The organism is Falsiroseomonas sp. (assembly GCF_041690465.1).
Taxonomy (GTDB): domain Bacteria; phylum Pseudomonadota; class Alphaproteobacteria; order Acetobacterales; family Acetobacteraceae; genus Falsiroseomonas.
The window spans coordinates 197428-211772 of sequence record NZ_JAWLHG010000003.1; the positions used below are offsets into that span (position 1 = coordinate 197428).

General features: G+C 71.2%; 15 protein-coding genes. 9 read left to right on the forward strand and 6 right to left on the reverse strand.

All coding sequences use genetic code 11. The features are described from left to right. The first annotated feature begins 48 nt into the window (after window positions 1–48). Complete coding sequence (locus tag ACESM1_RS04840; RefSeq protein ID WP_372618243.1) at window positions 49–351, forward strand: hypothetical protein; 303 nt, start codon at window positions 49–51, stop codon at window positions 349–351. 64 nt (window positions 352–415) lie between these two features. Here the strand turns inward: ACESM1_RS04840 and ACESM1_RS04845 are convergent, their stop codons facing one another. From ACESM1_RS04845 to ACESM1_RS04860, 4 genes are read right to left on the reverse strand one after another with little or no spacing between them, the layout of a single operon-like run. Beyond that, window positions 416–1300 (reverse strand): beta-xylosidase, encoded by an 885-nt coding sequence (locus tag ACESM1_RS04845; protein ID WP_372618245.1) that lies wholly within the window; start codon window positions 1298–1300, stop codon window positions 416–418. Beyond that, window positions 1297–2061, reverse strand: a complete 765-nt coding sequence (locus ACESM1_RS04850; protein ID WP_372618246.1) for a TIGR04290 family methyltransferase — start codon at window positions 2059–2061, stop codon at window positions 1297–1299. The genes ACESM1_RS04845 and ACESM1_RS04850 overlap by 4 nt, the downstream gene beginning before the upstream one ends. A 2-nt stretch (window positions 2062–2063) precedes the next feature. After that, window positions 2064–2669: a histidine phosphatase family protein gene (locus ACESM1_RS04855; protein WP_372618248.1), complete on the reverse strand. Its 606-nt coding sequence runs from the start codon at window positions 2667–2669 to the stop codon at window positions 2064–2066. After that, complete coding sequence (locus ACESM1_RS04860; RefSeq protein ID WP_408874594.1) at window positions 2669–3748, reverse strand: inositol-3-phosphate synthase; 1080 nt, start codon at window positions 3746–3748, stop codon at window positions 2669–2671. The genes ACESM1_RS04855 and ACESM1_RS04860 overlap by 1 nt, the downstream gene beginning before the upstream one ends. Window positions 3749–3946: 198 nt before the next feature. Between ACESM1_RS04860 and ACESM1_RS04865 the strand changes: the two genes are divergently transcribed. From ACESM1_RS04865 to ACESM1_RS04900, 8 genes are read left to right on the forward strand one after another with little or no spacing between them, the layout of a single operon-like run. Beyond that, window positions 3947–5056: an SDR family NAD(P)-dependent oxidoreductase gene (locus tag ACESM1_RS04865; protein ID WP_372618251.1), complete on the forward strand. Its 1110-nt coding sequence runs from the start codon at window positions 3947–3949 to the stop codon at window positions 5054–5056. Further along, the gene (locus ACESM1_RS04870; RefSeq protein ID WP_372618253.1) at window positions 5053–6117 is read left to right on the forward strand and encodes an SDR family NAD(P)-dependent oxidoreductase; all 1065 of its coding nucleotides are present in this window, start codon (window positions 5053–5055) and stop codon (window positions 6115–6117) included. The genes ACESM1_RS04865 and ACESM1_RS04870 overlap by 4 nt, the downstream gene beginning before the upstream one ends. Further along, window positions 6114–7403 (forward strand): TIGR04295 family B12-binding domain-containing radical SAM protein, encoded by a 1290-nt coding sequence (locus tag ACESM1_RS04875; protein WP_372618255.1) that lies wholly within the window; start codon window positions 6114–6116, stop codon window positions 7401–7403. Before ACESM1_RS04870 ends, ACESM1_RS04875 begins: the two co-directional genes overlap by 4 nt. Continuing rightward, window positions 7391–8506: a glycosyltransferase gene (locus ACESM1_RS04880; protein ID WP_372618257.1), complete on the forward strand. Its 1116-nt coding sequence runs from the start codon at window positions 7391–7393 to the stop codon at window positions 8504–8506. Before ACESM1_RS04875 ends, ACESM1_RS04880 begins: the two co-directional genes overlap by 13 nt. Continuing rightward, the gene (locus ACESM1_RS04885; protein WP_372618259.1) at window positions 8503–9633 is read left to right on the forward strand and encodes a glycosyltransferase; all 1131 of its coding nucleotides are present in this window, start codon (window positions 8503–8505) and stop codon (window positions 9631–9633) included. Before ACESM1_RS04880 ends, ACESM1_RS04885 begins: the two co-directional genes overlap by 4 nt. Beyond that, on the forward strand, window positions 9630–10724 hold the full coding sequence (locus ACESM1_RS04890; protein ID WP_372618261.1) for a glycosyltransferase: 1095 nt from the start codon (window positions 9630–9632) through the stop codon (window positions 10722–10724). Before ACESM1_RS04885 ends, ACESM1_RS04890 begins: the two co-directional genes overlap by 4 nt. After that, window positions 10721–11821 carry a glycosyltransferase gene (locus ACESM1_RS04895; RefSeq protein WP_372618263.1) on the forward strand — a complete coding sequence of 367 codons (1101 nt, stop codon included), beginning with the start codon at window positions 10721–10723 and terminating at the stop codon, window positions 11819–11821. The genes ACESM1_RS04890 and ACESM1_RS04895 overlap by 4 nt, the downstream gene beginning before the upstream one ends. Window positions 11822–11847: 26 nt before the next feature. After that, complete coding sequence (locus ACESM1_RS04900; RefSeq protein ID WP_372618265.1) at window positions 11848–12870, forward strand: UDP-glucuronic acid decarboxylase family protein; 1023 nt, start codon at window positions 11848–11850, stop codon at window positions 12868–12870. 3 nt (window positions 12871–12873) lie between these two features. Here ACESM1_RS04900 and ACESM1_RS04905 read toward each other — a convergent pair whose 3' ends face one another. Both ACESM1_RS04905 and ACESM1_RS04910 read right to left on the reverse strand, forming a co-directional pair. Next, window positions 12874–13791: a hypothetical protein gene (locus tag ACESM1_RS04905; RefSeq protein WP_372618267.1), complete on the reverse strand. Its 918-nt coding sequence runs from the start codon at window positions 13789–13791 to the stop codon at window positions 12874–12876. Continuing rightward, window positions 13788–14312 (reverse strand): DUF1003 domain-containing protein, encoded by a 525-nt coding sequence (locus ACESM1_RS04910; protein WP_372618269.1) that lies wholly within the window; start codon window positions 14310–14312, stop codon window positions 13788–13790. Before ACESM1_RS04910 ends, ACESM1_RS04905 begins: the two co-directional genes overlap by 4 nt. Between the last annotated feature and the right edge of the window lie 33 nt (window positions 14313–14345).

Genomic DNA, 14345 nt, shown 5'->3' on the forward strand with positions numbered 1-14345 from the left:
GGCATGGGCGCTGCGGGTTCTGTCCGATCAGCCGAAGGGAGACCGAAGATGGCCGAGACGACGACCAACCACGATACGATCCGCAAATGGGCCGAATCGAAGGGCGGCAAGCCCGCCGCCGTGGACCGCACGCACAAGGGCGGCGACACCGGCATCGTCCGGATCATGTTCCCCGACCGGAAGCAGTCGGAGCATGATGCGCTGGTCGAGATCTCCTGGGAGGAATTCTTCCGCCAGTTCGAGGAATCCAACCTGGCGCTGCTCTACGAGCCGGACAGCATGTTCAACAAGATCGTCGGCCGCGACACCGCCGATAAACGCGCCCATGGTGAGCACGGCGCGCATCGATAGGTGCCGCAGCGATTCACGACTCCGGTGCTCGCTACGTTGCTCCGGCGATCGCTGCGGTCGCCGATCACGCGTAGCGGCGCACCATCTCGCCGCAGAATTCGCCGAACTCCGCCGGATCGTCAGGCGGGCTGGTATGGTGCCGGCCCGGCCCCTTGTGTTCCGGCGTAAAGCAGAAGGTCACCGTCACCTCGAAGTCGCGAAGCGCCTCCATCTGCCGGTCGAACCAGGCGAGCGCATTCGGCCGGTAGCGGTCGGCCCAGGACAGGCCGGTGCGCAGGTGCCGTACGCCGAGCCGCTTCATCAGCGCCACGGATTGCTCCAGCCGGTGATCCTCGAAGTGGAACCACTGGCAGAGGCCAAGCGCCGGGGCATGCCGCTCGAACTCCGCGAAGGAGGGCTTGAGCCCGCCATCCTCCCGCACCAGGCCCATGTAGAAGTGGCGGTAGTAGGAGCTGCCCTCGGCCTCCCTGTGGCGGGTCGTCGCCTCCCAGTCGCGCGGCAGGTCGTGCAGGCTGTACCAGTGGATGCGCGGCGCGCGGTCCTTCAGTAGCTCCGCGGTGCGCGCGAGGCCCCATGCCTGCACCTCCTCCGCGCCGAAGGAAGAGACGCCGACCTCGCTCACCCAGATCGGCTTGTCCGTCACCGCGCGGATCTCATCGAGCTTCGCCGGCCATTCGTGGATCTGCCAGAGGTTCCAGTCGAGCGGGAAGCCATGCACGGCCACCGCCTCCACCTGCTCCAGCACGCCCTGCGTCTCCATGTTGCGGAGAAAGCCAGGGTCTATCGGCGACATGCCGCCGAGCACGCGCGGCAGCGTCGGATGCGCCGCGCGGATCGCCTGTCCGGCCGCGATCGCGGTGGCGGCGAAGCGGCTCCAGCCGGGATCGAGCTCCTGGTCCCAGTGGGACTTGTTGTTCGGCTCGTTCCAGATCATCGCCGCTTCGATCATGCGCGCATCCCCTTCGCCGGATAGACCGCGCCGGCACCTTCGGGCGTCTCCGCACGTCGGCAGACATAGACCTCGGCCTCCGGATGGTCGGTGATGGCGAAGCCAGCGGCGCGGAGCATCGCTTCCGCGCAGGCGCGGTTCGGCACCCACCAGTTGGTCTGGTCATGCGCGTAGCGGTGCTCGACGAAATGCAGCTTCGGCCAGCCGGGATCGTCGAAGGGCGCGGTATCCGAGAACTCGTAGTCCCCGCTGACCGGCGCCACCTCCGCCGCACCGCGCTGCATGGACTGGAACACCAGCATGTCCCCGACGACATGCTCACGGATGAGGTCGAGCGCCAGCAGAGGATGGCGCAGGTGGTACAGCACGCCCATGAACAGCACCACGTCGAAGCGCTCGCCGAGCGCGGCGATGTCGTACACGGACAGGTGGCGGAACTCGATCTCCTGCCCGCTGACCTCGGCTGCGAAGCGCGCCTGGGCGAGGTAGGCTTCGTCGCTGTCCACGCCCAGCACGCGCGCCGCGCCACGGCGCTTCATCTCGATGCTGTAGAAGCCGCCATTGCAACCGATGTCGAGCACGCTCTTTCCGCTGAGGTCGGCCGGCAGCGCATGCGCGAAGCCGCGCCACTTGATCGCGGGATAATCGCCGAGGAAGTGGTCGGGCGCGGTGCGCACGCCGCCGAGCTCGATGTTGTGGAACCACGGCCCGAGCGCCGCGACGCGGCGGCGGATCTCCTCGGGGTCGGGCATACCGTCCATACTCAGGAATCTCCCGCCGGCGTTTCGTTCACCAGGCGAACCCGCCCGCCGCCCGGCCAAAGCTCCACCGCGCTCAGCGAGGCGCCGCCGACCTCAACCCGCCAATGCGCGTCGAGTGTCGCGCCGAGATGCGCCAGCAGCACGGCCTTGATCACGTCGGCGTGGCTGACGGCGAGGATGACGGCATCGGGGTGGCGCGCGGGCAGGCCACCCGTCCAGCGCAGCACGCGCGACAGCGCCGCATGCATCGCCTCGCCCTCCGGCGGGGACGCGGTGGCGCGCTGCTCGTTCCAGCTCCGCCAGGCCGGGTCGTCCTCAAGCGTGGCGAAGGCGCGGCCGGTCCAGGCGCCGAACTCGATCTCGTCGAGCGCCGGCTCCGTAATCACCGGAAGGCCCAGCGCCTCGCCCAGCAGCTGGGCGGTCTCCAGAGCGCGCCGGCGCGGGCTCGCATGCAGTGCGACGGGCCGTTCCCGCCGCAGCCGTCGCGCAAGCCCTGCCGCCTGTGCGCGGCCTTCCGCGGAGAGGCCCGCGGCGTCGCTGCGGCCGCTCAGCACCTGGCCGAACTCCGCATGCGCCGCGTGCCGCGCGAGCAGCAGCGTGGTGGGCATCAGGCCGGGCCGGCGACGAAGCGCAGCGTTGCGGCCTGCGCCTCGTGGTCGTCCATCTGCTCCGGCGGCGACTTCATGAACCAGGCCGAGGGAGCAGCCAGCGCGCCGCCGATGCCGCGGTCGAGTGCCAGCTTCGCGCAGCGCACCGCATCGATCACGATGCCGGCGGAATTCGGGCTGTCCCAGACCTCAAGCTTCACCTCGATATTCAGCGGCACGTCGCCGAAGGTGGTCCCCTCCAGTCGGATGTACGCCCATTTGCGGTCCTCGAGCCACGGCACGAAGTCGCTCGGCCCGACATGCACATTCGCCTCCGCCGGCACCGTGTCCATCTGGCTGGTCACCGCGCGCGTCTTGGAGATCTTCTTCGAGGCGAGCCGGTCGCGCTCCAGCATGTTGAGAAAATCGGTGTTGCCGCCGAAGTTCAGCTGGTAGGTGCGGTCCAGCCGCACGCCGCGCTGGCGGAACAGCGTGGCCAGCGCGCGGTGCAGGATGGTGGCGCCAAGCTGGCTCTTGATGTCGTCGCCGATCACCGGCAGGCCGCGCTCGGCGAAGCGCGCGGCCCAGGCCGGGTCCGAGGCGATGAAGGCCGGGATACAGTTCACGAAGGCGCAGCCCGCGGCCAATGCGGCCTCGGCGTAGAATTCCGTCGCCCGCTGCGCGCCGACCGGCAACCAGGAGACCAGCACCTCCGTCCGCGACCGGCGCAGCGCCTCCGCGACATCGGCGACAGGCGCGTCTGCCTCCGCGACCTCGCCGACGAGGTAGCGGCCAAGCCCATCCAGCGTCGGTCCGCGCCGCACGGTAACGCCGATGTCCGGCACCTCAGCGAAGATTCGCGTGTTGTTCGGCGCGGCGAGGATCGCCCGCGCGACGTCCTCGCCCACCTTGCCCACGGCGACGTCGAAGGCCGAGGCTATCACGATGTCGGAGACCGCATAGCCGCCGAGTTCCGGATTGGGCAGTCCGGGCAGCGGCGTGCGCGCATCGCGGTAGCGCACCAACCCCTGTACGAAGGAGGAGGCGCAATTGCCGAGCCCGACGATGCCGACCCTTAGTGATCCACTGGCCAAGCGCATCCCTCCCGCTGCCGCAACGCCTTGTGCTGCCGCGGCGAAACCCGTTGCGCAGGCAAGCGTTCCGCCGCGAACGGGACGCGTCGCGAATGACACCCGATTGTGACACCCCGCCGGAACGCACCGCTGTCGCAGCGTTGCGTTCCGTCCCCGGTCGCGGAGGCGCCTGCCCCCGCACCGCCAAGCGCAGCGGAGAGAGATTTGGCCGACAGGATCCTGATCACCGGGGGCGCGGGCTTCATCGGACGGCACCTCGCGCGGCTGCTGTTGCGGCGCGGGAATCACGTGCGCGTGCTCGACAGCCTGATCCCGCAGGTGCACGGCGAATCCGACCGCCCGCGCGACCTGCCGGCGGAGGCGGAACTGCTGATCGGCGACGTGCGCGACGAGGCGATGATGCGGCGCGCGCTGGCCGGCGTGGACAAGGTGGTGCACCTCGCTGCCGAGGTTGGCGTCGGCCAGAGCATGTATGCGGTGGACCGCTACGTCTCGGTCAACGATCATGGCACCGCCGTGCTGTTCCAGGCGCTGATCGAGCAGCCGGTCGCGCGCGTGGTTGTCGCCTCCTCGATGAGCATCTATGGCGAGGGCCTCTACCGAGATGCCGCCGGCGCGCTGCATGAGGAGGTGGTTCGCAAGCCGCGCGGCCCAGGCGAGCCATGGGATCCGCTCGATGCGCAGAGCCGGCCGCTGATCCCGGTGCCGACGCCGGAGGGCAAGCGCCCGGCCCTCGCCTCGGTCTATGCGATCACGAAGTACACGCAGGAGCGGCTGACGCTGACGCTGGCGCCGGCCTATGGCATGCAGGGCGTCGCGCTCAGGCTGTGGAACGCCTACGGGCCGGGCCAGGCGCTCTCCAACCCCTATACCGGCGTGCTGGCGATCTTCGCCGCGCGCCTGCACAATGGCCAGCCGCCGGTCATCTTCGAGGATGGCCGGCAACTGCGCGACTTCGTCCACGTCGCGGACGTCGCCGAGGCCTTCGCGCTCGCCCTCGACCATCCCGCGGCAGCGGGAGGCGTGTTCAACATCGGCAGCGGCGAGCGGCGCAGCGTTGCCGAGGTCGCCGCGCTGCTCGCGCAGGCGATGGGCCGCCGCATCGCGCCGGAGATTGCCGGCAAGGCGCGCGCCGGCGACATCCGCCATTGCGTGCCGGACCTCACCCTGGCGCGGACGCGACTTGGCTACGCCGCGCGGCGTGACTTCCGCGAAGGGCTTGCGGAACTGGCCGAATGGGTCGCACGGCAGCAGGCGGAGGACCGCGTGGCCGAGGCGCGGCGCGAGCTCGAGGCTCGGGGGCTGGTGGCGTGACGGGGCGCGTTCTCGTCACCGGCGGCGCCGGCTTCATCGGCGCCAACCTCGCCGACCGGCTGGCCGCTTCGGGGCACGACGTGCTTGTCTACGACGCGCTGCGCCGCCCCGGGGTGGAGCGCAACCTCGCCTGGCTGCAGCGCCGGCATCCGCGCCGCATCGCATCCGTCACCGCCGACATCCGCGACGCCACCGCGCTGGAGGCGGCGGTGCAGGACACCGAGGCGGTGTTCCACCTCGCCGCGCAGGTCGCGGTGACGACGAGCATCGAGGACCCGGCCGAGGATTTCGGCGTCAATCTGCAGGGCACCTTCCTGCTGCTCGACCTGCTGCGCCGGCGCCGTGGCGGGCCCTGTCCGCTGCTCTTCGCCAGCACCAACAAGGTCTATGGCGACCTCGCCGACATCCCGCTGGAGGTCCGCAACGACGCCTGGCTGCCGCGCGAGACGGATCTGCGCGCGACAGGCATCGACGAGGACCGCGCTCTCGAATTCCATACGCCCTATGGCTGCTCCAAGGGCGCGGCCGACCAGTATGTGCTGGACTTCGCGCGCACCTACGGCCTGCCCGCCGCCGTGTTGCGCATGAGCTGCATCTATGGCCCACGCCAGATGGGCACCGAGGACCAGGGCTGGGTGGCGCATTTCCTGATCCGCGCACTCCAGGGCGAGCCGATCACGATCTACGGCGACGGCATGCAGGTGCGCGACATCCTGCACGTCGACGATGCGGTGGCCGCGTGGCTTGCGGCATGGCAGCGGATCCGAGCGGTCTCCGGGCGCGCCTTCAACCTCGGCGGTGGGCCGGCCAATGCGGTGAGCCTCATGCAGGTGCTGCATGCGATCGGCGACATCACCGGCCGGCGCGTGGCGGTGTCGCATGGCCCGGTGCGCGCCGGCGACCAGCGCTGGTTCGTCGCCGATGCGCGCCGCGCGCGCGCCTCGCTCGGCCTGGCCGACCCGGTTCCGTGGCGACTCGGCTTGCGCCAGCTCACCGACTGGCTCCGCGAGGAGCGGGGGCTCGGCGCACAGCCCAGCATGGCGATGGAGGTGCTGCGTTGAGGGTCGCGCTCGTCAATCCGCCCTGGGACTACGCCGGCAGCATCTATTTCGGCTGCCGCGAGCCGCATCTGCCGCTGGAACTCGGCTATGCGAAGGCGCTGCTGGAGCGCGCGGGGCACCAGGTGCTGATGCTCGACGCGCATCTCTGCGCGCTGTCGCAGCGGGAGACGGCGGAGCGTGTCGCCGCCTTCGCACCGGCGATGACGGTGGTGACCACCGCGCCGACCTACCTGTTCTGGCGCTGTGCGCCGCCCGAGCTGCGCGTGCCGCGCGCCTTCCTCGACGCGCTGGGCGGTCGCGGCGGCCGCACCGTCGCCGTCGGCCCGCATGGATCCGCCACGCCGGAGGCGGCGCTGCGCAAGCTCGGCTGCGACATCGTGGTGCGCGGCGAGTGCGAGGAGGTGGTGGCGGCGCTCGCCGGTGCCGGCGATCCTTCGCGCCTCCCCGGCCTCGCCGCCCGCGAGGGGGCCGCGATCCGCGTCACCGGTGCGCCCGCGGCGGCGCGCTTCATCGACCTGCCGGCGCTGCACTGGCCCGACGCCTGGATCGCGCGCCACACGCACCATCACCATCGCTTCGAGGCACCGCCCGATGGGCCGGGCGCCGAGGTGGAGGCGTCGCGCGGCTGCCCCTATCACTGCAGCTTCTGCGCCAAGATCGACTTCCGCGACGCTTATCGCCGGCGCGACCTGGCCCCGCTGCTGGAGGAGATCGACGCGCTGCGCGCCCAGGGCGTGACCTATCTCTACTTCATCGACGAGATATTCCTGCCCAACCGCGCGCTGCTGACGGCGATGGTCGGCCGCGGGCTGAAGTTCGGCGTGCAGACCCGCATAGACCTGTGGAAGCCGGAGATGCTGGAGCTGCTCGGCCGCGCCGGCTGCGTCTCCATCGAGGCGGGGGTGGAGAGCCTGACGCCCGAGGGCCGCGCCGCGCTCGACAAGGACTGCCGGCTGGACACCGATGCACTGGCCGAGCGCCTGGTGCATGCGCGCCGTTTCGTCCCCTTCGTGCAGGCCAACCTGATCCGCGTGGCAGGCGACGATGCCGGGATGGTCGCCGACTGGCGGCGGAAGCTGGAGCGTGGCGGCGTCTGGGCGAACGATCCGGTGCCGCTTTATCCCTATCCCTCCTCGCCGGACTACCGGCGCCTCTGGGGAGAGCCGGACGAGCAGGCGTGGGAGCGTGCGCATACCCACTACCTCGCGCAGTTCAATGCCTTCAGCGACATCCAGGAGGAACGCCCGCTGCCATTGCCGGTGCTGGAGGCTGCGTGCGCCGGGTAAGCGCCGCACCACGCCACCTGCTGATGACCGCGGATGCGGTGGGTGGTGTCTGGACGCATGCGCTTGAACTGGCCGCCGCGCTGGCGCCGCTCGGGGTGCGCACGACGCTCGCGGTGCTCGGGCCGGGGCTGGATGCGGCACGGCGCGCGCGGGCTGCGCAGGTGCCGGGTCTCGAACTGGTGGACACTGGCTTGCCGCTCGACTGGTTGGCGGGAACGGAAGCGGAGGTGATCCAGGCGGGAGAGGCGATCGCCTCGCTCGCGCGGTGCAGCGGCGCGGAGCTGCTGCAACTCAACAGCCCGGCGCTCGCCGCCGCAGCGGATTTCCCGGTGCCGCTGGTCGGTGTCTGCCATTCCTGCCTCGCGACGTGGTGGCAGACGATGCGCGGAGGGCCGATGCCATCGGACTTCGCATGGCGCGTCGGGCTGCTCGCGCGCGGCTATATGCGCTGCGACGCGCTCGTCGCGCCGAGCGCCGCCTTCGCGGCGGCGACCGCGCGTGCCTACCGCCTGCAACGCGCGCCGGAGGTGGTGTGGAACGGGCGCCGTCCCGGTCGCGTGGCCACGGCGGCCGGTCGCTTCGCCTTCACGGCCGGACGGCTATGGGATGACGGCAAGGATCTCGGCACGCTGAATCGCGCGGCAGCGCAGCTGGACCTGCCGGTCTTCGCCGCAGGCTCCACGCGTGGCCCCAACGGCGCGGCGGTGGACCTGCGGCACCTGCGCCTGCTCGGCAGCCTCGACGATGCGGCGCTGGAGGGCTGGCTGGCCCGCGGCCCGGTCTTCGTCTCCACCGCGCGCTACGAGCCCTTCGGCTTGGCGGTGCTGGAGGCTGCGCAGGCCGGTTGCGCGCTGGTGCTGTCGGACATCCCGAGCTTCCGTGAGCTGTGGGACGGCGCCGCCTGCTTCGTCGAGCCTGGCGATGTCGGCGGCTTCGCGAAGGCGATCGCGACGCTGTCGCGTGATCAGGAACAAAGAAGGTCGCTGCGCGTTGCCGCCCTGCGCCGGTCACGACGCTACACCGCCACGGCGATGGCGCAGGGCATGGCTAGGATCCACGCGCGGCTGCAGGCCGCGCCGCGAGGGAGGAGCGTCGCCGCGTGAGGTTCGTCTGGTTCACCCACTCGCTGCGCTCCTGCTGGAACCACGGCAACGCGCATTTCCTGCGCGGCGTGCTGCGCGAGCTGCAGGCGCGCGACCACGACGTCCTGGCCTGCGAGCCGCGTGAGGGCTGGAGCCTTGCCAACCTGCTGCGCGACCACGGCGAGGCGGCGCTCGATCCCTTTCGCCGCAGCTTCCCGATGCTGCCCTGGCGCACTCACGCCGGCCCCACCGACATTGCACCGCTGGTGCAGGATGCGGATGTCGTCGTCGTGCACGAATGGAACGAGCCGTGGCTCGTCGCTGCGCTCGGTGCCATGCGCCGGCGCGGCGCGCGCTTCACGCTGCTGTTCCACGACACGCATCATCGTGCCGTCAGCGATCCGCAGGCGATCCGCGCCTTCGACCTGGACGGCTATGACGGCGTGCTCGCCTTCGGCGAGGCGCTGTCCGAGGTCTATCGCCGCTGGGGCTGGGGATCGCGCGTGGTCACCTGGCACGAGGCTGCCGACACAGCGCTGTTCCACCCACCCGCCGAGGAGCGCACGCGCGCCGGCCTGGTCTGGATCGGCAATTGGGGCGATGGCGAGCGGGCGGAGGAGTTGGATCGATTCCTGCTCCGCCCGGCGCGCGATGCAGGTCTGCCGCTCGACATCCACGGTGTGCGCTACCCCGAGCCGGCGCTGCACGCCCTGGCGGCGCAAGGCGCGCGTTATCGCGGCTGGCTGCCGAACAGCGAGGTTCCCGCCGTCTTCGCACGTCACCTCGCAACCGTGCATGTGCCGCGCCGCTTCTACGTGGAGCGGCTGCCCGGCATACCGACCATCCGCGTCTTCGAGGCACTGGCCTGCGGCATCCCGCTGGTCTCGGCACCATGGCGCGACACCGAGGGCCTGTTCCGTCCCGGCGAGGACTTCCTGCTCGCGCGCAGCGGCGAGGAGATGACGCAACACCTGCGTGCGCTCGCGGCCGATGCCGGGCTACGGGCGCAGCTTGCGGCGCGCGGCCTGACCGCCATCCGCGCCCGGCACAGCTGCGCGCATCGCGTGGACCAGCTTCTTGGCGTGCTCGCGCGGCTTCGGCCTTCGGCGGAACCACGAAAGGGTGTTGCGGCGGAGCAGCCGGCATGAGGATCGCATTCTACGGATCGAGCCTGCTTTCCGCTTGGTGGAACGGCGCGGCGACCTATTATCGTGGCATCATCCGCGAGCTCGCCCGCCACGGGCACCGCATCACCTTCTACGAACCCGACGCCTTCGACCGCCAGCAGCATCGCGACATCGCGGTGCCGGACTGGGCGGAGGTGCGCGTCTGGCCCGCCGACGAGGCCGGGCTGCGCGCCGTCGTCGCAGAGGCCGCGCGCGCCGATGTGGTGGTGAAGGCCAGCGGCGTCGGCGTGTTCGACGACGAACTGCTGGCCGGTGTGATGCAGGCTGCGCAGCCCGACGCGATCCGCATCTTCTGGGACGTGGACGCGCCGGCGACGCTCGCGGCGATGCGTGCGGATGCCGCGCACCCGCTGCGGCGCGCATTGGCGGCGCTCGATGTCGTGCTGACCTATGGCGGCGGCCCGCCGGTGGTGGAGGCGTATCGCGGCTTCGGCGCGCGAAGCTGCGTGCCCGTCTACAACGCGCTCGACCCCGAGACGCACCATCCCGTGTTACCGGATCCGCGCTACGCGGCGGATCTCAACTTCCTCGCCAACCGGCTGCCGGACCGCGAGGCGCGGGTGGAGGAGTTCTTCCTTCGCCCGGCCGCGCTGCTGCCGGCGCGCCGCTTCCTGCTCGGCGGCAATGGCTGGGACGACAAGCCGATGCCGGCGAACGTCACGCGGCTCGGTCATCTTGGTACCGCCGCGCACAACGCATTCAATGCCTCCGCACTCGCCGTGCTGAACGTCGCGCGCGACAGCATGGCTGAGGTCGGCTTCTCGCCTGCAACGCGCGTCTTCGAAGCGGCCGGCGCGGGCGCCTGCCTGATCACCGATGCCTGGACCGGCCTCGATCTGTTCCTGAAGGAAGGGGAGGAGGTGCTGGCGGCACGCGATGCCGCCGATGTCGCGGCGCATCTCGCCGCGCTGACGCCGCAGCGCGCGCGCGCGATCGGCCAGGCGGCGCGCGCACGGATCCTGGCGGAGCACAGCTACGCGCGGCGCGGCGCGCAGGTGCATGCATTGCTGCGCGACCTCGCCACCGGCATGCGCGAGGCGCGGGTCGCATGAGGCTGGTGGTCCTCGGCCTCAGCCTCTCTTCCGCCTGGGGCAACGGCCATGCCACGACCTGGCGCGCACTGCTGCGCGCCTTCGCCGCGCGCGGCCACGACGTGCTTTTCCTCGAGCGCGACCTGCCCTGGTACGCCGCGCATCGGGACCTGCCGGAGCCGGGCTTCTGCCGCTTCGCGCTTTACAACGATGTGGACGATCTCGCCGACTGGCGCCACGCGATTGCCGCGGCGGATGCGGTGATCGTCGGTTCCTTCGTGCTGGATGGCGTGGCGGTCGGGCGGCTGGTGCAGCGCCTGGCCTCCGGCGTAACCGCTTTCTACGACATCGACACGCCGGTGACGCTGGCGCGGCTGGAGCAGGGCCAGCACGATTATCTCTCGCCGGATCTGATCCCCGGCTACGACCTCTATCTCTCCTTCACCGGCGGCCCCACGCTCGATGTCCTGGAGCAGCGCTACGGCGCGCCGATGGCGCGGGTGCTGCACTGCTCGGTGGACCCACAGGCCTATCCGCCGCTGGACTGCGCAACGCGGTGGGATCTCTCCTACCTCGGCACCTGGAGCGCCGATCGCCAGCCGGTGCTCGAACGCCTGCTGGTCGAACCGGCCCGCCGTGCGCCGCATCTGCGGTTCGTGGTTGCTGGCGCACAATATCCGCAGGACATCGCCTGGCCGGCGAATGTAGAGCGCATCGAGCATGTGCCGCCCTCGGCGCATCCGGCATTCTACGCCGCCAGCCGCTTCACGCTGAACGTCACGCGCGCCGACATGGTGCGCGCCGGCTGGAGCCCGAGCGTGCGGCTGTTCGAGGCGGCGTCCTGCGGCACGCCGGTGATCTCCGACCGCTGGCCGGGGCTCGCCGAATTGTTCGCGCCCGGGGAGGAGATCCTGCTCGCCGGGTCGCCCGAGGAGGTGCTCGTCGCGCTGCACGATCCCGGCGGCCAGCGGCGCCAGCGGATCGCCGCGGCGGCGCGCGCCCGGGTGCTCGGCGCGCACACCGCCGCCCATCGGGCGGCTGAGCTTGAGCGGCATCTCCTTGCCGCCACGCACCGCCATGCCGACCACCGCCGCGCAGCAGAGAAGATGCCCTTGTGAGAAACGGCAGCTACAGGACCGTGATCGTGGCCGGCGGGGCCGGTTTCCTGGGTTCCCATCTCTGCGATGCGTTGCTCGCCGACGGTGCGCAGGTGCTGTGCGTGGACAGTTTTCTCACCGGACGCCGGCGCAACATCGCCCACCTCGAAGGCAATCCGCGCTTCGAGCTTTTCGAATGCGATGTCTGCGATCCGATGCCGGTGGCGTTGCAGCGCCGGGCCGGGCGCATCGACGCCGTGCTGAACCTTGCCTGCGCCGCCTCGCCACCCCACTACCAGGCGGATCCGGAGCACACGCTGATGACCTGCGTGCTCGGCACGCGCAACCTGCTGCGCCTTGCCGAGATGGCCGGCGCGCGCTTCCTGCTGGCCTCCACCAGCGAGGTCTATGGCGATCCGCAGGTCCATCCGCAGACCGAGGAGTATCGCGGCTGCGTCAACCCGATCGGCCCGCGCGCCTGCTACGACGAGGGAAAGCGGGCGGCGGAGACGCTGGCCTTCGACTATCTGCGCGCCGGCCGCGTGGAGACGCGGGTTGCGCGCATCTTCAACACCTACGGCCCGCGGATGCGCGCCGATGACGGGCGCGTGGTGTCGAACGTGGTCACCCAGGCGCTGGCCGGGCAGGACATCACCATCTACGGGGATGGCAGCCAGACGCGCTCCTTCTGCTACGTGGACGATCTGGTCGCCGGGCTGCTGCGGCTGCTGGCGCTGGATCCGCGGCCGCCCGGGCCGGTCAATCTCGGTAATCCCGAGGAGCTGCGCGTCACCGAGCTGGTGGATCGCGTCGTGCTGCTGACGCGCTCGCGCTCGGCGGTGGTGAGGCGGCCCCTGCCGGTGGACGATCCGCAGCGCCGGCGGCCGGACATCACGCTGGCAAAGCGGCTGCTCGGCTGGCAGCCGCGCACCGGGCTCGCCGCCGGGCTGAAGGCGACCATCAGCTGGTTCGAGCAGGAAGCGCGCTGGGTGCCGCCGGTGCCGGCTGCGAACGATGATGGCCGGCATGCGGCGCTGCTTCTCGGCGCGGCGCGGCGCGGCCGGGCGTGACGCTCACGCGCCGGCGAGCTCCTTCAGCGCGAGCACCAGCCGCGCCACCGGCTCCTCCCACGCGTCGCTCCGCACCTGGCGGAACAGGCGCATGGTCGGATACCACGGGCTGTCGTCCCGGCCTTCCATCCAGCGCCAATCGGCCTTGCGCGCCAGCAGCAGCCAGGTGGGCGCGCCGAGCGCGCCGGCCAGATGCGCCGGCATCGAATCCACGCTCACCACCAGATCCAGGGCGCGCATGCGGATCGCCGTCTCCAGCGGATCATCGCTGCCTGAGACGATGCCGAAGCTCTCGGGCCGTTCGGCGAGGCCGGCGCCGCGTTGCAGGATGTGCAGCGTGACGCCCGGGATTTCCGCAAGCGGGCGCAGAAGCGGAAGCGGCACGGAGCGGCGCGGGTCCCACTCCCCTGCGCGCCAGGCCAACCCGACCGAGAACCCGCCTTCCGGCGCCAAGGGCCGCAGCGGCGGGTGCAGGTAGGGAACGCGGGCCGGCAGCGTCGCGGGCGTGATCCGCAGCGCATGTGCCAGCTCCATGATCTCGATGTCGGTGTCGTACTCGGCCTCCGGCGTCCCGTCGTGCAGCGGCAGCAGCCGCGGCGCCGGGCGCATGGTGGCGAGCAGCGGGATCAGCGCCGGCTGCGCCCAGACCATGACCTCGCGCGCGATCGCCTGCAGGGCGGGGACAAGGCGGATGAACTGGATGGTGTCGCCCAACCCGTGATAGCAGCGCACCAGCACGCGCCGCCCGGCGAGCGGCGTGCCGTCCCAGACCGGTTGCAGGTGGCGCGGCAGCGTCGCGTCGCGCGCGCCGCGACGGGCGGCGAGCGCGACATCGGATTGCGCCCAGGCCTCGGACCATTCGCCGCCCCGCATCAGCGCCATCCAGCGTGCGCCGGGGTCTTCGGGCAGCGCGCCGCTCACCGTTCCCCCGGTCGCAGCCGGTCATGCAGGCGCTTGGCGAGGCCGCCGACGGCGGTGGTGCGGCCGAGTTCCTCGGTCTCGCGGTCCAGCACCTCACGCTCCACGCCGATCGCAACGCTGATGCGCTCCAGCATCTGGATCACCTTCGTCACCTCCTGCTCCGCGAGCAGGCTGATCTGCAGGTCGAGATGCGCGCGTTCCTCGTCGCGTGCGCTCATCCGGTTCTGCTTGGCCAGCACGAAAGCCGCCAGCAGCACCCCCTCCAGCGAGAAGGCGGCGCCGAGCAGGCCGAAGGGGAAGGGGTCGAAGGGAGCAAGGCCCGGCACCAAGCCGGCATTCACGGCCGCCCAGCCGGCGATCAGAATCAAATGGAGCCCGACGAAGCCGGCGGAGCCGGCGAAGCGCGCGACGAAAGCCGCCAGGCGCGAGAAGGGCGGCCGGTGGCGCCCCTGCTCCTGCTCGAGCCGCAGCACATCCTCGATGTTGCGCAGCGCCTGCTGCGGCGCGCCATCCTCCGTCATGCGGGGGGCAACGCGCCGCTGCGGGATCTGTTC

What these genes read in the sequence shown, in the direction of transcription:
- ACESM1_RS04855 (WP_372618248.1), bottom strand. Translation starts at nt 2,669, where the DNA reads ATGCCCACCACGCTGCTGCTCGCGCGGCACGCGGCGCATGCGGAGTTC.
- ACESM1_RS04895 (WP_372618263.1), top strand. Translation starts at nt 10,721, where the DNA reads ATGAGGCTGGTGGTCCTCGGCCTCAGCCTCTCTTCCGCCTGGGGCAAC.
- ACESM1_RS04860 (WP_408874594.1), bottom strand. Translation starts at nt 3,748, where the DNA reads ATGCGCTTGGCCAGTGGATCACTAAGGGTCGGCATCGTCGGGCTCGGC.
- ACESM1_RS04845 (WP_372618245.1), bottom strand. Translation starts at nt 1,300, where the DNA reads ATGATCGAAGCGGCGATGATCTGGAACGAGCCGAACAACAAGTCCCAC.
- ACESM1_RS04840 (WP_372618243.1), top strand. Translation starts at nt 49, where the DNA reads ATGGCCGAGACGACGACCAACCACGATACGATCCGCAAATGGGCCGAA.
- ACESM1_RS04890 (WP_372618261.1), top strand. Translation starts at nt 9,630, where the DNA reads ATGAGGATCGCATTCTACGGATCGAGCCTGCTTTCCGCTTGGTGGAAC.
- ACESM1_RS04910 (WP_372618269.1), bottom strand. Translation starts at nt 14,312, where the DNA reads ATGACGGAGGATGGCGCGCCGCAGCAGGCGCTGCGCAACATCGAGGAT.
- ACESM1_RS04850 (WP_372618246.1), bottom strand. Translation starts at nt 2,061, where the DNA reads ATGGACGGTATGCCCGACCCCGAGGAGATCCGCCGCCGCGTCGCGGCG.